Raw genomic sequence first — 21553 nt, forward strand, 5'->3', positions numbered from 1 at the left:
TTTTTATTTTAAGTATTTTAAAGCTAGCTTCGCATAATAACTTGCAGCCCTAGCTAAAAGCTTATCATTAAAAACATAACTAGAATTATGTAAATAAATGTCGTTTTCATTTTCTAAAAAAGCATAGGCACATTTTTTCATTTCGCAAAAAAATCCAAAATCCTCACTTGCCATTAAAGGACGATGATTAAATTCACAATTTTTTTCGCCAAATAATTCTTTTGCAACCTCACTAGCAAAATCCACAGCTTCATCGTTGTTCATAGTCACTGGTGCAACAACATTTTTATTGATTTTAATCTCTATATCATTAGCCTGTGCAATACCTTTACAAATTTTATAAATTTTTTCTTCAGTTAGTTTTCTAGTTTCATTATCTAATGCTCTAACACTCATTTTAATCGTTGCAATATCTGGAATGATATTAAAAGCATGCCCTGCATTAAAAGCTCCTATGCTTATAACTGCTGAATTTTGAGGATCAACATTGCGAGATACTATACTTTGCAAAGCCACCACAAGTAAAGAAGCAGCATAAATAGGATCTTTTGCCTTTTCTGGAGCACTTCCATGACCACCTCTTCCAATAACTTCAATGCTATAACTATCCGAAGAAGCCATCATCGCACCTTTTTTAAGATAAAATTTCTTATCGCTACCAAAAGGCATATTGTGCCATCCAAAAACATAATCACTATCAAATTTTTCAAACAATCCATCTTCTATCATTGCCTTAGCACCACCCAAACCCTCTTCAGCAGGTTGAAAATAAAGATTTAGAGTGCCATTAAAATTCTGATTTGCTAAATACTTTGCAGCAAGCAATAAAGAAGTAGTATGTCCATCATGACCGCAAGCATGCATTACATTTTCTTTTTTGCTTTTATAAGGCAAATTTGTGCATTCTTGTAAAGGCAAAGCATCCATATCTGCACGAAGTCCTATTTTTTTATCGTTATTTCCCTTTTTTAAAACCCCCACAACACCTGTTTTTCCTATTTCTTCATAAACCTCATAACCAAATTCTTTTAATTTTTGCGCCACTAATTTTGCAGTACATAATTCATCAAAACCAAGCTCAGGATTTTCATGAATTTGATGACGAATTTTTTCAAATTCGCCTTGTAAGTCTAGTATTTCTGGAATTAAATTCATTCTATTTTTCTCCTTGTATAAAATTTTCTCTTCTAGGTAAAACAAATTGTGCTAAGATCGCTGAAATAAAAATCAAAGCAAAAATATAAACAAAACCCAAAGTAAAACTATGGGTTTTATCAACACTCCAAGATACTACCCATAGGTTAAATGATAGTATAACAAAGGTAATACTCCAAAAAGCACTCATAATATAAGCAGTTTGATTTGGATTAGAATTTTTTAATTCTGAAGGTAGATTAAAGAAAAATGGAAACCACATAGAATAAAAAATGCCTGATAACACAGCAAAAATCTGTATCAATACTAAATTTTGTAAAAACAACATACAAAATCCGCATATAAAAATACACGCTCCTCCAGACAATAGCATTATTTTAAAAGAAATATTTTTTCTTTTAAAAAATAATCCAAGATAAGGACCAAAAATAATAGCAAAATTAGCCAAGGCTGGAATTTCTTTTTTAGCAAAATCAGCTAATTCTTTACTAAAACCCGCATATTGCGCATAAAAAGTTGGTAAAAAAGTAAAAAGAGAATTTAAAAATAAAATAGGCCCTATGTAAAAAATAATCATACCCCAAGTAACACGAGATTTTAGAGCATAAATAAGATCTTTTGCATTATTCTTTTTTTCTTCTTTTTTATTCTCATCTTTACCTACAAAAAGCCACAAAATCAATAAAATCAAATTAATCCAAGCATAAAATGATAAAGAATCTCTCCAATTTCCAAAATAATTTGAGATACTTTCAGCTAAAACAAGTCCTAGGGTAATGCCTACCAAATTTGAAGTCATATTAAAACTAATTACAAAATGTAAAGCTTTTTTTTCAAACCATTGTTGTGCAATAGGCACTAAACAAACTAAAGCACAAGCTGAACCAAGCCCTGTTAAAAATCTTATAATCAAAATACCACTATAACTATCTACAAAACTTAAAAAGATACCCGAACTCATTAAAATACAGCCTAAAAAATATCCCTTTTTTAATCCGAATTTATAAACCAAAAAAGCAGTAAATGAAGCACCAAAAATTTTCGCAACTACTATCATACTAGTGATTAAAGTAGCTTGCTGAGTATTTAGAGCAAGATCATTTGAAATCAAGGGCATTAAAGACCCTGTTGCTGCCCAAGAGATACTAAAAACAGCATAAACACTAAAAATAATAAATTCAACCCCAATGCGTCTAAAATGAAATAAAAGTGATTTTTCCATATTAAAATCCTTTTTGGATATTTATTAAAATATAACATAAAAAAATGAGATATTTATTATCTTTGATTATTTTTTTAATTTAATTATTTTTTTATATATTTTTTTGTTACTTTTTGAAAATTTATATATAAGTTTAAAGATAAAAAAACTAAAATACAAAATAAAAACCCATAAAAGTTTTTTGAAGTATTTAAATGATATATTTCAAAATCTAGTTTTAAAAAGGAAAAATATGGAATTTTTAGCATTTATTTTTTTGATTATTATATTTTTATTTGTAGTCTTTATCATCGTTACTCGCTATGAAAAAAAGATAAAATTACTCAACCAAAACATACAAAATATGAAAGAAGATATAGCCGATCTTAAAGAAACAACTCAAAAAAATCGCTCTTTAATTGAAAAAAATCGCTCTAATATAGAAAATATAATAAAATAAAACTAAGAAAGATTTGCGACAAGTTTATAGTGCTTTTTCTGATTTATCATTAAAGTAAAAATTTTTTCACTTGAATTTTCGCTTTTATTTTTATAAATCATGCTTTTTAAAAACGGAAAAAGCATCGTACTAGAAGTTTTACCTTGTAAAATAATATGCATAGAACCTTTTAAAATTCCATACTTATAGCTCATACCGCTTGGAAATATATCAAGATTAAAACTTAAACTATCTTCATTACTATCATAATTTAAAATTTCAATTTTAACAAAGCTAATTTCTTGATCTTCTTGAGATAAATTTTTAAAAATTTCAAGTTTTTCATGTTTTTTGATAACAACAACTTCTTGCTTGCTTTCTTTAAAATCAGAAAGAAAATTTTCATTTTTAAAAATTCTTGAAAAAAATTTTAAATTTTTAAATTGCATACTTATTTGTTTTGTGTTTTCATGTATTATTTTTTCAGATTTTAAGATGTCATGTTTTATATTATCTTCTTGGTTTTGATTATCTTTGTTTGATTTCATGTCAAAATCTTCAACGATAATCATATCTTCACTATTACAAATATTAAAATGTTTTACAATTTCTTCAAAAGTAAAACTGTCATCACTAAATTCCAAAAGCTCTATATTTGAAGTGATAAAATCAACACCATCTCGTTCTTCAATCTTATCTTTAATCACAAAAGCATCAACACAAAAGCACGATCTTTGAATTTCATATTCAGAACTTTTGCCTTTAAATACTATCTTCATCATCACAAAGCTTTTGCTATAAGCTCTAAAGAACTAGCAAAAACAACCTTACTTGAATTTTGTTCTAATGCATTTGAAATTTGCATTCTACAAGCTGAACACTCGGCACTTACCACACTAGCCTTACTTTCATCGATCATTTGTGCTTTTTTAAGCCCTACACTTAAGGCTTTATCATAATAATCCGTTTGCATACTCACCCCGCCAAAACCGCAACAAGTATTAGAATTACTCATTTCCACAAAATGATAATTTGTTTTTAAAAGTTCTCTTGGCTCTTTAAAAACCCCTTGCATTTTTCTTGCATGGCAAGGATCGTGATAAGTAATGCTATAATTAAATTTATTTTTTGTTTTTAAAATTTCTTCCAAAGAAGTAAATTTATAAAAATACTCGCTAGCCATATATATCTTAGATGACACACATTTTGCGCGTTTTGCCCAGTCTAAATCATTTTGCATTATAAAAAAATGTTCATAATCTATCTTTAACATAGCCGAACAAGTGGCCTCAGGAACTATAATAGCATCTAATTTTTCTAATTTTTTTTCAAAATACTCAATATTTTTTTTAGCCAAAACTTCAACACTTTTAAAATCACCCGTAAAAAATTGCGGCGCTCCACAACACACTTGTTCTTTCATCAAATCCACATTGATTTTTAATTCCCTAGTGATTTTAAGCACTGCATTAGCCGTATCTATGTAAAAATAATTCGCCAAACAACCTACAAAAAAACCTATTGTTTTTTCTCCATCATTATTGATAAATTTTGGATTAGAATTTAAGAAACTTTTTTTATTAAAACTTGTAAGTAATCTTCCCTTTTTAACAAAAGGCATGGAAAATCTTGCCTTCATACCTGTATTTTCATTCTCATTTTGAATTTTAAACGCACAACTTTGAAACACATAGCCAAGCTTAGCTACCAAATCTAAAATTGTGCGTCTTCTTAAAAAGAAAAAAATAAGTTTTTTATACCAAGCTATACCAAATTTTTTAGCTATGTCATAACGAACTTCTTCTATGGCATTATCTACTCTTAATTTACTTGGACACACTTCAACACAATTGGTACATAAAAAACAAGATTCAAAAACTTTCTTAGCTTCTTTATCAAGTTCTAGAATTCCCTCTTTATAAGCAGATAAAAGATCTAAAAATCCTCTTGGACTGGTAATTTCATCGCGATTTTCTTCATGTATAGTACAAACAGGTATACATTTGCCACATTTAACACAAGCATCACTTATTTGACTAAATTTCATCTTACACCGTTTTTGAGAATACTTTTTTATCTTCACTAATGTTTTTCATATAAGCATCAAAACACATAGCAATATTTCTTATAAGCAAAACACCTGTTTCATTGACTTTGATAAAATTTTCATCAAAATTAATAAAATCTTTGTATTCTTCTAAAGCTTTTAAATCCTCTTTAAAATACTCCTGAAAATCAATGCAAAATTCTTTTTCTATTGACTTGATATCAAGCTTAAAATTTGCCATTAACTCCATAATCACTGCTTTTCTAAGCTCATCATCATCGCTTAAAGCTACGCCTCTTTCAAAAGGCAAAACTCCTCTATCTAATGCAGCCTCATAACTTGACATATCTTTAAAATTTTGCGCATAATGTCTTTGTCCTTCGCCTATACTTGTAAGCCCAACACCGACTAAATCAGCACCACCTTTAGTAGTATAACCTTGGAAATTTCTATGTAAAGTTCCATTTTCTAAAGCTTTAAAAAGCTCATCATTTTCTTTTGCAAAATGATCCATACCTATCATTTTATAGCCGTTTTTACTCAAAAAATTCTCACAAAATTCTAAAATTTCAAGTTTAACATCAGGACTTGGCAAGGTATTTTCATCAAATTTTCTCATATTTTTCTTAAGCCAAGGCACATGAGCGTAATTAAAAATCGCCAAACGATCAGGATTTAAAAGCATAACTTTTTCTAAAGTTTGTGTAAAGCTTTGTAAATTTTGATAAGGCAAACCATAAATTAAATCCATATTTACAGACTTTATGCCTTTACTTCTTACAAGATTTAAAGCATTTTGTGTTAATTCAAAAGGCTGGATGCGATGAATTTCTTTTTGAACTTTTTCATCAAAATCCTGCACTCCAAAGCTGATACGATTAAAGCCATTTTGTGTTAAAACTGTGGCTTGTTCGTCATTTAAAAAACGCGGATCGATCTCACAGCTAATCTCTGCATCTTTAGAAAAATTTCTAAAAATAGATCTGATTTTTAAAATCAAATTTTGAAGTTGTTTAGCACTAAAAAAAGTTGGAGTTCCGCCCCCAAAGTGCATTTGCACCACTTCTCTTTTAGTATCTAAAATAGTACTTAAAATATCAAGCTCTTTAAAAATATAAGTTAAATATCTTTCTTTACTCTCTTCTTTGGCTGTATAAATAACATTGCAACCACAAAAATAACAGGCACTCCTACAAAATGGTAAATGAAAATAAAGCGATAAAGATCTATCTTGCTTTTTTAAAATTTCTATATATTCTTCGTATTTGAAATTTGCATTAAACTCTACTGCTGTAGGATAAGAAGTGTAGCGTGGTCCTGCTTTAGAGTATTTTACAAAAGCTTTATAATCTCTCATTTTGGTTTACCCTTTCTATCATCGCTTGCATATCTACAAATAAATTTGGATGCTTTTGTTTGATTTTAGAAATTAATTTTTCAAGATCAATACTAACTTCCATGGTGCCATTTTGCGCCTTTTGCTTGATCTCATCCATAGCAACCGTCCAAACATCGTTAAAATCTACAGGAATTTGTTGATAAATCGCCTTTTCTAAACGCAATTCAAAATTCTCTTTTTGACTTTGTTTTAAACTTTCAAGTATATTCTTAAGACTTTGTAAAGAAAGCAAAGTGTGAATTTCATCGTTTTCATCAATCACAAACCAAGGCTCAGGAGAATCAAAACTTCCATTTTCAAGAACTAAACATTTTTCGTTTTCATTCTCGCTTTGCTTCATTTTAAAAATCGTTCTATCTTTTTTCTTTATTCCTAGATTTTGACTAAATTCATCAATGCGTTTTAAGCAAATGCTATACTTTTCTAGCTCTTTCATTCTCTTCCTCTCTGATTATCCAAAAAGCAAAGCAAGGCTTTTACCACATAAAGGCGATTTCTTGCTTCTTCAAAAATCACATCTGCATGTTTTTCAAAAATTTCTTCACTCACTTCATAACCCCTATAAGCAGGCAAACAATGAAGCAATATCGCGTCTTTATTGGCAACGCTCATAGCCTTCTCATCGATTATAAATCCTTCAAATTCTTTAATCTTGCGTTCTTTTTCATTCTCTTCACCCATAGAAACCCAAGTATCGGTGATGACTACATCTTTATCCTTTAAGGCTTCAAATTTATCATGACTTAAGGAAATTTTGGCTCCTGAAATCAAAGCCTGTTTCATAGCAAATTCCCAAATTTCAGGGCTAATTTTATAGTTTTTTGGTATAGCTATACTAAATTCAAAGCCCAAAATCGCAGCCGCAATAAGCCAAGAATTGCACATATTGTTACTATCTCCGATAAAAGCAACTTTTGCTATACCATTTTGCATCTTATTCCATTCTTTGATAGTAAGCAAATCTCCTAAAACCTGAGTAGGGTGATAAAGCTCGCTTAAAGCATTGATCACAGGGGCTTTAGAATATCTTGCAAATTCGAGTAAAGTTTCATGTTTATTGACTCTCATCATCACAAAATCAACCATCGCCCCTATCACCCTAGCTGTATCCTTTACAGGCTCGCCACGACTAAGTTGTAAATCATTGCTATTTAAAAATAAAGCCTTTCCGCCAAGCTCTGTTATGGCTAATTCAAAAGCCATTCTTGTTCTTGTAGAATTTTTCTCAAAAATCATTGCTAAAGTTTTATCTTGTAAAAGTTTTTTAGGCTCTTTTTTAAGCTCGCTAGCATGATTTACAAGGCTTAAAATTTCCTCCTTAGAAAAATCTCTTAAAGTTAAAAAATGTTTCATTTTTCTCCTTTTAACATTTTAGCTAATTCTTTGGCATGATAAGTGATGATAAGCTTTGCCCCTGCTCTTTTAAAAGCTATCATAGTTTCATATAAGATTTTTTCATAATCAATCACTCCCGCATTTTTAGCTGCCTTTAGCATAGCATATTCTCCGCTTACATTATAAACACACAAAGGCAAGTTAGAATAAAGGGATATTTCTTTAATTACATCAAGATAAGCAAGAGCGGGTTTTACCATTAAAATATCAGCTCCTTGTGCTTCATCTTCTAAGCTTTCTTCTAAAGCTTCTTTACCATTAGCAAAATCCATTTGATAGCTTTTTCTATCTCCATAACTTGGAGCTGACTCTGCTACATCTCGAAATGGCCCATAATAACTTGATGCAAATTTAGTAGAATACGCCATTATAGGCAAATTTTCAAAACCTTCCTTATCTAAAGCTTTACGCAAAGTAGTGATAATACCATCCATCATTCCACTAGGTGCTATCATATCTACCCCTGCTCTTGCGTGAACTAAGGCTTGTTTGGCTGAAATTTCTAAAGTGGCATCATTATCCACGCTTTTTGTTTTTGGATCGATAATCCCACAATGCCCGTGATCTGTATACTCACAAAAACAAAGATCGCTAATTACAAAAAGATCTGGAAAATTTTTCTTAATCTCTCTTATGCTTCTTGCAACAAGCCCTTCATCATCTAAAGCATCGCTTCCGCAACTATCTTTTTTCTCATTTTCTAAAACGCCAAAAAGTATAATAGCTTTAATACCTAAGTTGACTACATTTTGACACTCTTTTAAAATTTCATCTAAACTCATTTGAAACACATCGGGCATAGAAGAAATTTCTTTTTTTATCCCCGTTCCACTAACCACAAAAAGCGGATAAATCAAATCATTCACGCTTAAAGAATTTTCCCTTACCATAGATCTTAAGTTTTCATTAAGCCTTAATCTTCTAAATCTTTTAAACATTTTTTTGTCCTTTTTTTGCTAAAATCTTAACATAAATTTGATTATAGAGAGTAGTAAATGAAAATAAAAATTTCAGAAATTGCGAATTTACCTAGCAAATGGGGAAATTTCCAAATACAAAGTTTTAAAGAAAATGATAAAGAACATTTATGTATATTTAAAAATACTCCAAAAGACACACTCAATCTAAGAATTCATTCAGAGTGCTTAACAGGAGATGCTTTAGGAAGTTTAAAATGTGATTGTGGAGAACAGCTTGAATTTTCGTTAAAATATATAGACAAAAATGGCGGAATGGTGATTTATCTTAGACAAGAAGGAAGAGGTATAGGACTTTTTAACAAGGTTAATGCTTATGCTTTACAAGATAAAGGTTTTGATACGATTAAAGCAAATCATCAGCTTGGCTTTAAAGCCGATGAGAGAACTTATGAAATTGTAGAATTTATACTCAAACACTATGAAATTTCTAAGGTTAATTTACTCACAAATAATCCCGAGAAACTAGAGTCCATTAAGGAAAAAATCATCACACGCATACCGATTTTAATAGAACCTAACCGTTTTAATGTAGAATATTTAAACATAAAACAAACTCAAATGGGACATCTTAAATAAATGATTTTTAAAGATTATGATTTTTTACAACACTACGATTTAAAAAACTTTAAAGAAAAGGTAAAAATTTATAAAGAATTATTATCTAAATTTAACCGCATTCACAATCTTACTCATTTAAAAAATATAGATGAAAATATCTTTGATAGTATTAAAATTTTAGATTTTTATGATTTTTCTAAAGCAAAAAATATTGCCGATATAGGAAGTGGTGCAGGATTTCCAGCTGTATTTTTAGCCTTTTTACTGCAAAGCAATTTTCATCTTTTCGAACCCAATCCCAAAAAAGCTGCCTTTTTGCGGACACTAAAAATAGAATGCGAACTTTCAAATTTACATATTTACAAAGAAAAAGTTCAAGAGTGTAAAAATACCTTTAAAGCCGATATCATCACTTCAAGAGCCTTAATGGATGTCAAGCCTTTGCTTGAAATTTGCAAAAATCTAAAAGATGAAAATACAATTTTTATTTTATGGAAAGGCAGTGAAATTTATCAAGAACTTGAAAATATAAAAAATTATGAAATTTTTGAAAATAATTTAAGAAAATACTGTATTTTAAAGTAGCCCTAAGGCTACTTTTTATTCTGCTAAATCAGCATTAAAACTGATATCAACCAAAGGCCAAGAGATTCCACCATGTCCTGGAGCAGCATCACTTAATGCTTTTAATGCTTTAGAACCATTTTTAAAAGTATGCAAATCAAGCTGCCCTTTAGCTTCAAATTTATTATCTTTGATAGTATAAGTTAAAGGTACAATAGTACTTTTTTTATCCATGGTAATTTTTGCTGAAATAACGCCTTTGTTTTCACCTACAATCACATCTTGGAAAACAACTTTAATATCTGCATTTCCCAATAAAGCAGGAAAAAACACTTTTGTGATATTATTGGTTATAACATCATTGCCTTCACCCATAAAAGCATTACTTGGCTTTATAGTAGCTTTAGCTCCTTTAAGATAACTTGCAAAATCCTTTGTATTTTTAGAAAATTTATATTCTACATTCTTAAATTCACCTTCTACTCCTACCATATCCTTAGTTTTATACCCTTCAAAAGATATTTTTAAACTATCTTCTTTAAAAGATACGGCACTTAAAGCAGATGCTAATAAACAAGAACTTAAAATACTTAAAACAATTTTTTTCATTTTAACTCCTTCAAAATGAGATTTTATTAAACAAAAACAATTATATTATCACTTGATTAATAAAAATAAATTTTTTCAAAAAATAATTGTTATTACCAAAGTATATCTTTAAAAGTTAAAGTTAAAAAATATCCTCCAAAAATCAAAACAAGCCCTAAAACAAAAGCCAAACCAAATACTCTAGAGCCACTCTTTAAAAATTTTTTAAAGTCAATTTGTAAACCTAAAGCTGCCATAGCAAAAACAATACATAAAGTACAAAGTGTTTTACCTAAAGAAATAATATCACTCGTAGCAATACCTAAAATATTTTCTTTACTTGCTAGATAAGTATTTAAAACTATCATACCTAAAAATGCAAAAGCAAAATAAGGGATAGTGATACTTTTTGCAGTTTTTCCACTGCTTGAATGCTGATTTTTAGCAAAAAAATAAGTCACTATAAGCAAAAAAGGCACAAGTAAAATCACTCTCATCATTTTTATAATCACTGCAACATTAGAAGCACCTTGCTCAAATCCTGCCATATCTTTTGCCATTTCAGCGGCACCTGCAACATTTGCCACTTCATGCAAAGTAGCCCCCATAAAAACCCCCATAGCATTTTGATCAAAAAAAGGAAAAAGATTTAAAGAAAAAGCTATAGGATACAAAAACATAAACACAAGTCCAAAAATCACCACCGTACCTACAGCTAAAATTCCTTTAAAAGGATCACTTTTTAAACTTGACTCCAACGCTAAAACTGCTGCCGCACCGCAAATCGCACTTCCGGCTCCAACAAGCATAGAAGTTTCTTTATCGAGTTTAAAAATTTTCATCCCTACAAATAAAGCAATAATAAAAACAAAAAATATCACTATAGCAGAAAGTAAAAACCCTTTCAACCCTACACTTAAAAGCTCAGTTAAAGTAATATTAAAACCATATAAAACAATACCGAGTCTTAAAAGCTTTTTTGCACTAAAATGCACTCCAGCTTGAAAATGATGTTGGTATTTAAAAAACCAAGGAGAGAGCAACACTCCTATGATGATAGCAAAAGCAGTCGCTGCCAAATGAGTAGTATCTTTGATACTTTGAACACTAGAAAAATACATAGCAAAAATCACTATACAAGCAGTAAAAAGCAAACCCTTAAAATTTGAACGCACTATAGCCATGCTATGTGCTAAAAAACTTGTTTTCATTTATTTTCCTTTTTCTAAATTTTGTGTTATTATATTTTTTTTATTAAAATTATAAAAATATATTATTTTAATTTTTATAATAATTTTTTTTTATTAAATAAAGGAATCACTCATGAAAATCAAAGATATGGAAATATTTTTAGATCTTTTAAACACTCAAAGTCCAACTCATACAGCCAACAATTTTTCCATAACTCAACCTAATGTTTCAATAGTAATTAAAAATTTAGAAAATAAATTTGATGGCATTTTATTTGAAAGACTTGGAAAAAAACTCTTACCTACACCAAAAGCTTTAGAACTAGGAAAAAATTGGTTAAAAATTATACAAGCCTACTACCAAAGCTTAGAAAAATTAAACGACGAAAGCATGCTCTTAGGGGAAATAAAAATAGCCTCAACTCAAAGCATTTCTGAACATTTTTTAGCTCCTATTTTATTTGATTTTAAAGCAGAATTTAAAAACATAGAAATTCACTCTCAAACGCAGAATTCAAAAGAATGTTTAAATTTGCTAAAAAACGGAAATATAGAATTTGCAATCATTGAAGCAGAACTTGATCCAGCTTTAGTGGAGTATGAAAATTTAGAAATAAATTTTTGGCAAGATGATGAACTTATAGTAGCCACAAGTGATAAAAAACTCAATGAAAAAGAATTTTATATCGATGAACTTTTAGAACAAAAGTGGATTTTAAGAGAAGTAGGCTCAGGCTTAAGGGATAAATTTTTAAATGAAATTGGTGCAAGCTCAAAAAAGCTTAATATTTTTCTTGAGCTTGATAGAATGGCTGCGATTAAAGAACTTGTTTTACAAAAAAAAGCAATCTCTATTTTTTCCAAAAAAAGCATAGAAAAAGAATTAAAAAATTCAACACTTTATGAAATCAAGTTAAAAAATATCAACCTAAAGCGTAAATTTTATACCTTAAAAAGAAAAAATTATAATTTTAACAGAGCTTTAGAAAAATTTGAAAAAATATTTAAATCATAAGCATAATAACCGATTTATATAGAAAGTTAAGCAATTTTTAGATAAAATCTAAAGCTTATATAAATTTCAAGGATAATCAATGAACGCCAAAACTCAAGAAGCTGAATTAGAAGAATTATTTCAAGAAAATGCAAAAGATTATATCACATATGAAAAATTGGTAAAATATCTTACAAAACAACCAAGTGCATCAACCGCTAAAAAAGTGCAAGCATTAGTGAAAAAACACAAAGTGCAACTTTTTTCAGCAGCTGAAATTGCACAAATGAAAAACATAGAAGATGCAAAAAGACTTCAAGAAGAAAAACAAAAACTCCAAGATACAAGCCTTGAGAACGAATTTGATTTAGCCAATGAAAACGATTTATTAGAATGGAGCAGATCAGACTCTCCTGTTCGTATGTATTTAAGAGAAATGGGACAAATTGCTTTATTAAACAAAGATGAAGAAATTGAAATTTCTAAAAAAATAGAACTTGGTGAAGATATTATCATTGATGCTTTTTGTTCTGTACCTTATTTGATAGATTTTATTTTAGATTATAAAGAACCTTTAATAAACAGAGAAAGAAGAGTAAAAGAATTATTTAAAAGCTTTGACGATGAAGAAAAAAATGATGATAAACTTGATGAACTTGATATAGACGAAGATGAAGAAAACGAAACAGAATTAGAAACAGATGAAGAAAATACTAAAAAAAACAGCAAAAAAGAAGATGAAAGAACTTTAAAAGTTATAGAAAAATTTAAAGCTCTAGAAAAAGCTAAAAAAGATTGGCTAAAAACATCCAAAGACAAGGAAAGTGGAGATGAGCTTTTAGATAAATTAAGCATTGCATTCAAAAAAAATATTTTAAAAGAAAAATTAATGGATCTAGGCCCTACTTCAAAACTTATTAGTGAAATCGTAAAATCAATGGAAACTGCACTAAAAAGTGATGAAGAATTTGACAAAGAACTTAAGCGTTTAGAATACCGCTTACCTATGTTTTCTGATGAACTTAAAAAACGCCATGCAGATATTTTAAAAGATATTACAAAATTGAGCAAAGAAGAAATCACAGAGCGAGCTTTAGAAACAACCATGGTAAGCACTTATATGGAAATTAAAAAACTATTTCAAACTAAAGAAGCTAGTGAAAAAAGCTTTGATCTTGAAAAATCACGTTTAAAAGAAATTTTAGAGCAAATTAAACGCGGTAAAAAAATCTCTGATGAAGCAAAAGGAAGAATGGCAAAATCAAACTTGCGTCTTGTTGTAAGCATAGCTAAACGCTACACAAATCGTGGTCTACCTTTCTTAGATCTTATTCAAGAAGGAAATATAGGTTTAATGAAAGCTGTGGATAAGTTTGAATACAAAAGGGGTTATAAATTTTCCACTTATGCAACTTGGTGGATCAGACAAGCTATTTCAAGGGCTATAGCTGACCAAGCAAGAACCATAAGAATTCCAATCCACATGATAGAAACCATCAATCAAATTAACAAAATTATCCGCGAACATCTGCAAAAAGATGGAAAAGAACCTGATGTCAGTGTTATAGCTAAAGAAGTAGGTTTAAGCGTAGATAAGGTTAAACAAGTCATTAAAATCACAAAAGAACCAATTTCCCTTGAAGCTCCAATAGGAAATGAAGATGATGGTAAATTTGGAGATTTTGTTGAAGATAGAAATTCACTTTCTCCAATGGATCATATCTTAAAGGATGATTTAAAAGAACAAATTGATGAAGTTTTAGATCAATTAAACGATAGGGAAAAAGCGGTAATTCGAATGCGCTTTGGCTTAATGGATGATGAAAGCGATAGAACCTTAGAAGAAATTGGGAAAGAGCTTAATGTCACTCGAGAAAGAGTGAGACAAATAGAAAGCTCAGCTATAAAAAAACTCAAACACCCTAAAGTAGGAAGAAAACTAAAAAATTATATAGAAGGTTGGAAGTAAGAGTCAATCTCTTACTAAAAACCCAAATCTTTTTCTTCTTTTAACTTGCGCACATGTTCAAAAAAAACTAATTTTCCGCTATGTTTTTTTAAATTTTTAAATTCCTTAATATCAAATTCTAAACACAAGATAGAAGAAGTTGGAAAAGAAGCTAAACATAGCGAGCTTAATAACTCTCCAAGCTCCATTAAACCAGGATTATGACCCACTAAAAATACTTCGTTAAACTCATCATCAATATCTTGCAAAATTTTTAGCAAATTTTCAACATTGCAAAGATACAATCTTTCATCAAAACAAATTTTATTTTTATCAAAATTATAAAATTTGGCTATTTTTTTCGCTGTTTTAGCGGTTCTAACAGCAGGACTTGATAACACTAAATCAGGATGAATTTCATGCAAGGCAAGATTTTTAAAAAGTTTTTTTAAATCTTCCTTTCCACTCTTAGTAAGCTTTCTTTCAAAATCATCGATATCTCCTCTCTTACTTGCTTTTGCATGTCTTATAATATAAATTTTTTTCATTTTACCTCTTTTATTTTAGCTAAAATATAACCACATATAAACCCGAAAATATGACCATACCAAGCAACATTTACCCCCATAAGCAATGGCGCAAAACTCATAAGTAAAATTGCCACTATAAGTCCTTTTGTGCTATTTTTATCAAGAACAGCATAAAAACCCATTAAAACACAAATTGCACCACTAGCACCTATGACATTTATATTTTCTCCAAAATATTTAAAATCAAAATACACATAAAAAACACTTAAAAGTGAACATAACAACCCGCCAATAAAATAAATAAAAATAAAACGCAAAGCACCCAAATAAGTTTCTAATATACGCCCAAATTGAAGTAAAACTATCATATTTAATATAAGATGAGTTAAATTTCCATGTAAAAATATTGAACTTAAAAGTTGCCAATAAGCTCCATTAAAAAATAAAATATTCAAACCAAGGATATTGTAATAATCATAAGAAATCAAAAAATAACATAAAATATTTAAAAAAATTAAAAAAATTGTAAGCAAAGTATAAAACCTTTATTTTTTATAATATTGTCTTAAAATTCACATAAAATTCACATAAATTCTTTACAATTTTACTAAAAAATAATTAGGAAAAATATTGAAAATTAAATTTTTAAGTATTATTACTATTTTAAGTTTATCTTTAAACGCTGATATAATAATTTCTGCTGATAATTTGCCAAGTGTTTCTAAAGAATTTTTACAACATAATTTCAAAGCACCTATAGGGATTGTACAAAAAGACAAAAATTCCTATGAAGTCTATCTTAGCGATGGGACAGAACTTGAATTTGACATAGATGGAGCTTGGAAAGAAATTGAAAATAAAGCCTTTCCTTTTGAACTAGATTTTTTACCTCAAAATTTAGCTAATATCATTAAAAACGAATTTCCAAATACAAAAGCTAGAGAAATCGAAAGAAAAATCAACCATTACAAGATTAAATTTGATAACGATGTAAAAATTCTTATAGATTTTAATGGAACTATCTTGCACAAAGAAATTGATGATTAAAATATAATCAAATCTGCATTATATTTTTAACATCATCATGTTCTATCTTTTCTTTTTCAAGCAAAAGCTCTGATAATTTTAAAATTTTATCCTTCATAGAATTTAAAAATTCATCCATTTCTTTTTTTTGTTCATTTAAATTTGACTCTTCTAACATATCAAAACTCAACATATAATCAAGCAATTCTTTAATCTTTAAAAAATCATCTTGCGAGTTGGTATAACTTTCATTGTAAATTAATTTCATAGCTCTAGAACCAGCCAAATAAACTTTTATACGATTAATAAGCTCTGATTTTGATCTTATATTATGCTCATATTCTTTAAAACGATCTTCAATGAGAGTAATTTTTTCAAATCCTATGTCAAAATAATACGCACTCAAAGCTTTTGCAGCTTGATAAGTGGCTTGAATTTTCTTCTCTTCATCATTAAAACTTAAAATCTTTTTCTTGCCTAAAAGAACTTTATTTAATACAGCATAAAAATCACTTTCCTCAACTAAAGCACTATTTCTTCTTAAAGCATTAATTGCCGCTTCATTGACCAAAGTTTCAAGTCCTGCTCCACTAAAACCTACGCTTGCTTTGGCGATTTTATTTAAATTAACATTATTATTTTTATCCTTCATATAAATTTCTAAAATTTTAACTCTGTCTTTAAAATCAGGTAAAGATAAAAAAATTCTCCTATCAAAACGCCCTGAACGCAATAAAGCAGAATCCATAAGTTCGATTTTATTTGTCGCAGCTATAACTATAACCCCGCTATTGTCCTCAAAACCATCCATTTGGGTTAAAAGTTGATTTAAAGTACTATCTCTTTCAACATTTGACATTTCTCCCCTTGCTTTACCTACAGCATCTATTTCATCGATAAAAACTATACTAGGAGCCATCATTTTAGCTTTTGAAAAAAGCTCTCTAACTCTTTTTGCACCCATACCTACATAAATTTCAACAAAACTTGAACCACTTTGATAAAAAAATGGCACCCCTGCTTCTCCTGCAACTGCTTTTGCTATCAATGTTTTTCCTACACCTGGTGGGCCTACCATTAAAACACCTTTTGGCATTTTTACACCAAATTCTTTATATTTTTTAGGATTTTGTAAAAAATCTACAAGTTCGCTTAGTTCCATTTTAACTTCATCAACACCTGCTACATCATTAAAAGTAATATCTGAAATCACAGGTTTTATATGAGAACTTTCTAAATTAATATTTGAATTTTGAGCTTGAATGTGATTCTTATTTGATATAGGATATTTAGCCAATTCTTTTTTACGGGCAAAATAACCAAGACTTATAAAAAGTGCGATAATAAAAACAAGTAAAATAAAAAACACCCAAAGCGTGTTATCTTTTTTAACCTCTATAGGAACTTTTGCTAAAAGTGTTTTTATATCTATGCCATCTTTTATAATTACGTAATTTTCACCTTCTGCCTTAAGCCAAATTTCGTCTTTATCAATCACAGCTTTTTGGATTAAATTTTGGCTTAATAGACTTTGATAAAGATTTTCATCTATATATTTAGGTTCATTTTTAAAATATAAAATTCCCAAAAGCATACATAAAACCATAAAAGATGCTAAAATTATCTTTTTATTTTTCATTATCTAGCCTTTTAAAATTGCAAAGTTAGACTTTTCTTGCACTTCATATTCAGATATAACAATCCATTCTTTAGCTATATCTTTATCACTTTTAATTTTGATCTTGTTAAAAAACTGATCATAACCCTCAAAAAAACCATCTTTTTGATTTTCTATCAAAACTTCAAGTGAAACTTGATTTTTTTTCCTAAATTCATAATTATTTTTTTCTACTATGGATTTTAAAGTGTTTAGCCTTTCTTTAGCTAAAGTTCCATTTATCACATCCTTCATGGTAGCAGAATGCGTGTTGTTTCTAGGACTAAAAATAAAAGCATGAATATGAGTGAGTGGAAATTCTTTAAATTTTTTCAAAGCTTCTTGCCATAGCTCTTCACTCTCACCTGGATGAGCTACTATAAAATCCGTCCCTAAAGCATATCCTTTGCTTGCTATAGTATTAAAAAGCTTTAAATCATTATCCGTATGCGATCTTCTTCGCATTATACGAAGCATTTTTTCACTTGTATGCTGCAATGCAATATGTAAATGCCTTTCAAGCCAAGTTTCATCTAAAATTTCTAAAAAACTCTCATCAATTTGTGCGGGTTCTAAACTACCTAACCTTATGCGTTTTATACCTGAAATTTGTCCCATTTTCCGCAAAAGCTTGCCTAAACTTGTGCCATTTTTAAGCCCATATGAACCTATATTAGTCCCTGTTAAAACAATTTCACTATAACCATTAGCTCCCAAAATTTCAACCTGTTTTAAAAGAGCTTTTTCATCCACACTTCTTGATTTTCCCCTCACGCTAGGGATAATACAATAAGAACAAGCAAAATCACAACCTTCTTGAATTTTCACAAAAGCTTTGGTATGATTTTCATATTCACAAACTATATCTTTATCAATAAAATTTAAATTTCCAAGTTCATAAAAACTTGTCTTTGCTCCTAAAAATTCATTGATTTTATCTTTATTTGACGCTCCAAGCACTCCAAAAACTTGCTTTTTATCTAAAAGCTCCTTACCTTTGCTTACAGCACCACAACCTGTAAGTATAACTTTAATGCCTTTTTTTTGCATGGTATTTACATAAGACTTTATCCCGCTATCAGCTCCATTTGTAACCGTGCAAGAATTTACAACGATAATTTGTGCCTTATTCTCATCATTTATAATCTCATAATCTTTCACATAACTTTTTAAAAGCTCTGTATCATAAATATTTGTGCGACACCCAAAGGTTTTAAAAAAAACTTTTTCTTTCAATCTTTATTCCTTGCATGAAAATGCATATTTTCATGATGTTGTTCAAAATGATTTTGATTTAAATTTCCCAAATATAAATTTTGCGATGGATAAGCAATTTTTATATCTTTATGCTTATTAAATTCTTTTATAATCTCTTTGCTAATCGTACTTCTTAATACCAAAGCCGCATAAGCATTGGTCATATACCATGCAGAAATTCGCATTCCCCAATGTTCAAAAAACATAAAAAACCTTGGCTCCACTTTAGGATTTTTAATACTATATTCATGTTGTAAACGAGCTATATTTTTTCTAGCAAGCTCAGTATAACCTTTGGCATGGCGTGTAACAATATTTTCCACAATTTCTTGCGCCTTATCAAGATTACTATCAAAAGTAACACTTATATCAATGCCATCAAGCACGGTTTTCATACCATGATGAGTATAATTAGCAAGCAAATTTGTAAAAACATAGTTGTTAGGAATAAATATAATACGTCCGCTGCGACGATGTTTACTATAAGTTTCAAGCGTAAGCTCTTCATAAAGAGTAATGCGTAAAAAAGAAATATCTATAATATCTCCTATATAGGTAGTATCATTTTGAAAAACCTTTACACGATCTCCTACTCTAAAACTTCCACCAAAAATAATCACACACCATCCAAGCATAGACATAAACATATCTTTCATAGCAATAGCTAAGCCTGCAGAAGCAAAACCAAGTATAGTTACAAGATAAGTAATATTTTCTATATAAGCAAAGAGCAAAATAAGAAAAATAATATTTATATTAATAAAATTAATAATCTTCGTAGCGGTATAATATCTTTCACTATCTTTAATATATTTTTTAGCAATAAATTTCAACATAAAAGCTATAGCTATAACAATAACAATAGCAACAAGTATATTTACAGCCCTTAAGCTTTGAATTTTAATCTCAGCACTTACTCGAGAAAGCTCTTCATCAATTTTTTTCTCATAAACAGAATAAGAAACACTAGCAAAATTTAAAGCTTGCTCAAATTCTTCTAATTTTTTATCCGAAGCTTTTAAAGCTTCTATATTCTCAACACTTGGTTTAAGCTCAACCAATTCTTTAAGTTCTGAGTTTTTTTCTCTAATTTTATCTACTAAATTTTTAAAATCATTAAATTTAAATATATATTCTTCCTTTTCTCCTTTTAATTTCTTAATATGAGAAAAAGCTCCTATAATAGCCAAAGGATTAGTAAGCTTAGATAAAGTTTCTATATTATCAGGGGCGCTAAGACTTTGTGCAAAATTTAAATCTTTGTATTCTTTAAGCAAGCTCAATTGCTCTTCTAAATTTGCTATCTTGCGTTTAAGTTCTTCTTGTTGGTGAATATCGGAAGTCTTTTTTAAATTAAGATTTAAAATGATTAATTCATCATTTATATCTTGATATTTTATAAAATTTTCATAACGTATATTCCAAATACTAGCACTGATTACAGTATTTAAAGTATTAATTTTCTCATTTATATTATTAATAATAGTCCGATTTACATCACCAAAAGCAAAAACAACAAAAAAGGTTAAAATAATAATTTTTTTCATTGGAATTCTCTTAAAGTTGCAATTATATCTTCTTTAGAAATATCACCTTTTATCAAACCCTTACCCAAAGGACTAGCAAGGACAAAATTGATTTTTTTATTAGAGCTTTTTTTATCCATGAAAAAAGCTTCATAAAATTCATCTACATTGTTGATTTTATATGATATTGGTAAACTGAATTTAAGTAAAATATCTTTTATTTTTTGACTTTGCATTTTATCCAAAAGCCTTAAATTTAAAGCCAATTGATTTGCCATAACCATACCTATAGCCACCGCTTCTCCGTGTAAATAAAGCTTATAATCTGTAAAATTTTCTATAACATGAGCAAAAGTATGACCATAATTTAAAAGCATTCTAAGCCCTGATTCTTTTTCATCTTGTTCAACAACCCTTGATTTAAGTTCTATGCTTCTTGCTATAATTTGAGTAAAAATTTCATTCTCGCAAGTAGCATTTAAGAAACTTTTTTCATCAATTTTTTCTATAAAATCAAGTATACTATCATCAAACATTGTCGCCATTTTAATAAATTCAGCCATACCTGCAGCAAGTTCCCTAGAACTCAAAGTCTTTAAAAAAGAACTCTCACAATATACAGCTTTAGGTTGATAAAAAGTGCCAATAAGATTTTTACCAAAATTATTATTAACACCTGTTTTTCCACCTACTGCTGCATCAACGCAAGCTAAAAGTGTAGTAGGAATATTTATAAAATCAATACCTCTTTGATAAATACTAGCAGCAAATCCGCCCATATCACTAATCACGCCACCACCAAAACTTATAAGCACGCTTTTTCTATCCAATTTAGAATTAAACATTTGGTTTAAAATTTCTTCTATGGTGCTTAAATTTTTATATTCTTCACCATCTTTTACAGTAGCAATAAAAATTTCTTTTGCCTTAATTTTAGAAAGTAATGTTTTCAAATGAAGACCTGAAATCTTAGGATTTGAAAGTATAAAAACCTTACTATCAAATTTTAATTCTTCAAGTTCATCAATATAAACCTTATAAGCATTTTCTTTTAACTTAACTTCTACTTGCATTGAACTACTCTTTTTGCGTTTATTCT

22 protein-coding genes are annotated in these 21553 nt (G+C 29.0%); 6 read left to right on the forward strand and 16 right to left on the reverse strand.

Going from position 1 to position 21553, the window contains the following annotated elements; translation table 11 throughout:
* Positions 1-3: 3 nt before the first annotated feature.
* The gene (locus AJ884_RS00670; RefSeq protein ID WP_044779510.1) at positions 4-1155 is read right to left on the reverse strand and encodes a M20 aminoacylase family protein; all 1152 of its coding nucleotides are present in this window, start codon (positions 1153-1155) and stop codon (positions 4-6) included.
* 1 nt (position 1156) lies between these two features.
* The gene (locus tag AJ884_RS00675; RefSeq protein ID WP_002861726.1) at positions 1157-2377 is read right to left on the reverse strand and encodes a CynX/NimT family MFS transporter; all 1221 of its coding nucleotides are present in this window, start codon (positions 2375-2377) and stop codon (positions 1157-1159) included.
* A gap of 232 nt (positions 2378-2609) precedes the next feature.
* On the opposite strand from AJ884_RS00675, the gene AJ884_RS00685 reads away from it, so the two are divergent.
* Positions 2610-2816 carry a membrane protein gene (locus tag AJ884_RS00685; protein WP_002853356.1) on the forward strand — a complete coding sequence of 69 codons (207 nt, stop codon included), beginning with the start codon at positions 2610-2612 and terminating at the stop codon, positions 2814-2816.
* Between the two features lie 2 nt (positions 2817-2818).
* On the opposite strand, the gene AJ884_RS00690 is transcribed toward AJ884_RS00685, so the two are convergent.
* The 6 genes from AJ884_RS00690 to hemB are packed head-to-tail and all read right to left on the reverse strand — an operon-like array spanning position 2819 to position 8574.
* Positions 2819-3580: a DUF5416 family protein gene (locus AJ884_RS00690; protein ID WP_083263144.1), complete on the reverse strand. Its 762-nt coding sequence runs from the start codon at positions 3578-3580 to the stop codon at positions 2819-2821.
* Entirely contained in the window at positions 3577-4842 is a 1266-nt protein-coding gene (locus AJ884_RS00695; RefSeq protein ID WP_070233096.1) for a (Fe-S)-binding protein, read from the reverse strand. The genes AJ884_RS00690 and AJ884_RS00695 overlap by 4 nt, the downstream gene beginning before the upstream one ends.
* A gap of 1 nt (position 4843) precedes the next feature.
* Positions 4844-6199 (reverse strand): oxygen-independent coproporphyrinogen III oxidase, encoded by a 1356-nt coding sequence (gene hemN, locus AJ884_RS00700; RefSeq protein ID WP_002861729.1) that lies wholly within the window; start codon positions 6197-6199, stop codon positions 4844-4846.
* Positions 6186-6677 carry a DUF2603 domain-containing protein gene (locus AJ884_RS00705; protein WP_044779214.1) on the reverse strand — a complete coding sequence of 164 codons (492 nt, stop codon included), beginning with the start codon at positions 6675-6677 and terminating at the stop codon, positions 6186-6188. The genes hemN and AJ884_RS00705 overlap by 14 nt, the downstream gene beginning before the upstream one ends.
* The gene (gene argF / locus AJ884_RS00710; protein WP_004305704.1) at positions 6674-7594 is read right to left on the reverse strand and encodes an ornithine carbamoyltransferase; all 921 of its coding nucleotides are present in this window, start codon (positions 7592-7594) and stop codon (positions 6674-6676) included. The genes AJ884_RS00705 and argF overlap by 4 nt, the downstream gene beginning before the upstream one ends.
* Complete coding sequence (gene hemB, locus AJ884_RS00715) at positions 7591-8574, reverse strand: porphobilinogen synthase (protein WP_044779212.1); 984 nt, start codon at positions 8572-8574, stop codon at positions 7591-7593. The genes argF and hemB overlap by 4 nt, the downstream gene beginning before the upstream one ends.
* Positions 8575-8631: 57 nt before the next feature.
* Here hemB and ribA point away from each other — a divergent pair, with 57 nt between their 5' ends.
* Positions 8632-9192, forward strand: coding sequence for a GTP cyclohydrolase II (ribA, locus tag AJ884_RS00720; RefSeq protein WP_053872889.1), 561 nt, complete (start codon positions 8632-8634; stop codon positions 9190-9192).
* Positions 9193-9759 carry a 16S rRNA (guanine(527)-N(7))-methyltransferase RsmG gene (rsmG, locus tag AJ884_RS00725; RefSeq protein WP_004305702.1) on the forward strand — a complete coding sequence of 189 codons (567 nt, stop codon included), beginning with the start codon at positions 9193-9195 and terminating at the stop codon, positions 9757-9759.
* Positions 9760-9774: 15 nt separating this feature from the next.
* Here rsmG and AJ884_RS00730 read toward each other — a convergent pair whose 3' ends face one another.
* A complete protein-coding gene (locus tag AJ884_RS00730; protein ID WP_002861734.1) occupies positions 9775-10347 on the reverse strand; it encodes a hypothetical protein in 573 nt (190 codons plus the stop codon).
* A gap of 92 nt (positions 10348-10439) precedes the next feature.
* Complete coding sequence (locus tag AJ884_RS00735; protein WP_044779211.1) at positions 10440-11537, reverse strand: YeiH family protein; 1098 nt, start codon at positions 11535-11537, stop codon at positions 10440-10442.
* A 112-nt stretch (positions 11538-11649) separates the two neighbouring features.
* Here AJ884_RS00735 and AJ884_RS00740 point away from each other — a divergent pair, with 112 nt between their 5' ends.
* Together AJ884_RS00740 and rpoD are read left to right on the forward strand one after the other, a co-directional pair.
* Positions 11650-12531, forward strand: a complete 882-nt coding sequence (locus AJ884_RS00740) for a LysR family transcriptional regulator (protein ID WP_002932884.1) — start codon at positions 11650-11652, stop codon at positions 12529-12531.
* A 79-nt stretch (positions 12532-12610) separates the two neighbouring features.
* Positions 12611-14479, forward strand: coding sequence for an RNA polymerase sigma factor RpoD (gene rpoD, locus AJ884_RS00745; RefSeq protein ID WP_004305698.1), 1869 nt, complete (start codon positions 12611-12613; stop codon positions 14477-14479).
* Positions 14480-14493: 14 nt separating this feature from the next.
* On the opposite strand, the gene AJ884_RS00750 is transcribed toward rpoD, so the two are convergent.
* Both AJ884_RS00750 and AJ884_RS00755 read right to left on the reverse strand, forming a co-directional pair.
* Positions 14494-15006, reverse strand: coding sequence for a SixA phosphatase family protein (locus AJ884_RS00750; protein ID WP_002861738.1), 513 nt, complete (start codon positions 15004-15006; stop codon positions 14494-14496).
* Complete coding sequence (locus AJ884_RS00755) at positions 15003-15521, reverse strand: rhomboid family intramembrane serine protease (RefSeq protein WP_044779210.1); 519 nt, start codon at positions 15519-15521, stop codon at positions 15003-15005. Before AJ884_RS00755 ends, AJ884_RS00750 begins: the two co-directional genes overlap by 4 nt.
* 97 nt (positions 15522-15618) lie before the next feature.
* Between AJ884_RS00755 and AJ884_RS00760 the strand changes: the two genes are divergently transcribed.
* A complete protein-coding gene (locus AJ884_RS00760; protein ID WP_004305692.1) occupies positions 15619-16035 on the forward strand; it encodes a PepSY-like domain-containing protein in 417 nt (138 codons plus the stop codon).
* 7 nt (positions 16036-16042) lie between these two features.
* Here the strand turns inward: AJ884_RS00760 and AJ884_RS00765 are convergent, their stop codons facing one another.
* Genes AJ884_RS00765 through aroB form a run of 4 tightly spaced genes read right to left on the reverse strand, consistent with a single transcriptional unit; the run spans position 16043 to position 21527 of the window.
* Positions 16043-17653 (reverse strand): AAA family ATPase, encoded by a 1611-nt coding sequence (locus AJ884_RS00765; protein WP_070286337.1) that lies wholly within the window; start codon positions 17651-17653, stop codon positions 16043-16045.
* A 3-nt stretch (positions 17654-17656) separates the two neighbouring features.
* On the reverse strand, positions 17657-18907 hold the full coding sequence (mtaB, locus tag AJ884_RS00770; protein ID WP_002861742.1) for a tRNA (N(6)-L-threonylcarbamoyladenosine(37)-C(2))-methylthiotransferase MtaB: 1251 nt from the start codon (positions 18905-18907) through the stop codon (positions 17657-17659).
* Positions 18904-20475, reverse strand: a complete 1572-nt coding sequence (locus AJ884_RS00775; protein ID WP_044793978.1) for a mechanosensitive ion channel family protein — start codon at positions 20473-20475, stop codon at positions 18904-18906. Before AJ884_RS00775 ends, mtaB begins: the two co-directional genes overlap by 4 nt.
* Entirely contained in the window at positions 20472-21527 is a 1056-nt protein-coding gene (aroB, locus tag AJ884_RS00780) for a 3-dehydroquinate synthase (protein WP_070233094.1), read from the reverse strand. Before aroB ends, AJ884_RS00775 begins: the two co-directional genes overlap by 4 nt.
* Positions 21528-21553: the final 26 nt, after the last annotated feature.

This window comes from Campylobacter sp. BCW_6463 (assembly GCF_001762785.1).
GTDB lineage: Bacteria > Campylobacterota > Campylobacteria > Campylobacterales > Campylobacteraceae > Campylobacter_D > Campylobacter_D jejuni.

What these genes read in the sequence shown, in the direction of transcription:
- hemN (WP_002861729.1), bottom strand. Translation starts at nt 6,199, where the DNA reads ATGAGAGATTATAAAGCTTTTGTAAAATACTCTAAAGCAGGACCACGC.
- ribA (WP_053872889.1), top strand. Translation starts at nt 8,632, where the DNA reads ATGAAAATAAAAATTTCAGAAATTGCGAATTTACCTAGCAAATGGGGA.
- rpoD (WP_004305698.1), top strand. Translation starts at nt 12,611, where the DNA reads ATGAACGCCAAAACTCAAGAAGCTGAATTAGAAGAATTATTTCAAGAA.
- AJ884_RS00730 (WP_002861734.1), bottom strand. Translation starts at nt 10,347, where the DNA reads ATGAAAAAAATTGTTTTAAGTATTTTAAGTTCTTGTTTATTAGCATCT.
- aroB (WP_070233094.1), bottom strand. Translation starts at nt 21,527, where the DNA reads ATGCAAGTAGAAGTTAAGTTAAAAGAAAATGCTTATAAGGTTTATATT.
- AJ884_RS00705 (WP_044779214.1), bottom strand. Translation starts at nt 6,677, where the DNA reads ATGAAAGAGCTAGAAAAGTATAGCATTTGCTTAAAACGCATTGATGAA.
- AJ884_RS00670 (WP_044779510.1), bottom strand. Translation starts at nt 1,155, where the DNA reads ATGAATTTAATTCCAGAAATACTAGACTTACAAGGCGAATTTGAAAAA.
- rsmG (WP_004305702.1), top strand. Translation starts at nt 9,193, where the DNA reads ATGATTTTTAAAGATTATGATTTTTTACAACACTACGATTTAAAAAAC.
- AJ884_RS00675 (WP_002861726.1), bottom strand. Translation starts at nt 2,377, where the DNA reads ATGGAAAAATCACTTTTATTTCATTTTAGACGCATTGGGGTTGAATTT.
- AJ884_RS00765 (WP_070286337.1), bottom strand. Translation starts at nt 17,653, where the DNA reads ATGAAAAATAAAAAGATAATTTTAGCATCTTTTATGGTTTTATGTATG.
- argF (WP_004305704.1), bottom strand. Translation starts at nt 7,594, where the DNA reads ATGAAACATTTTTTAACTTTAAGAGATTTTTCTAAGGAGGAAATTTTA.
- AJ884_RS00740 (WP_002932884.1), top strand. Translation starts at nt 11,650, where the DNA reads ATGAAAATCAAAGATATGGAAATATTTTTAGATCTTTTAAACACTCAA.
- AJ884_RS00750 (WP_002861738.1), bottom strand. Translation starts at nt 15,006, where the DNA reads ATGAAAAAAATTTATATTATAAGACATGCAAAAGCAAGTAAGAGAGGA.
- AJ884_RS00775 (WP_044793978.1), bottom strand. Translation starts at nt 20,475, where the DNA reads ATGAAAAAAATTATTATTTTAACCTTTTTTGTTGTTTTTGCTTTTGGT.
- AJ884_RS00735 (WP_044779211.1), bottom strand. Translation starts at nt 11,537, where the DNA reads ATGAAAACAAGTTTTTTAGCACATAGCATGGCTATAGTGCGTTCAAAT.
- hemB (WP_044779212.1), bottom strand. Translation starts at nt 8,574, where the DNA reads ATGTTTAAAAGATTTAGAAGATTAAGGCTTAATGAAAACTTAAGATCT.
- AJ884_RS00695 (WP_070233096.1), bottom strand. Translation starts at nt 4,842, where the DNA reads ATGAAATTTAGTCAAATAAGTGATGCTTGTGTTAAATGTGGCAAATGT.
- AJ884_RS00685 (WP_002853356.1), top strand. Translation starts at nt 2,610, where the DNA reads ATGGAATTTTTAGCATTTATTTTTTTGATTATTATATTTTTATTTGTA.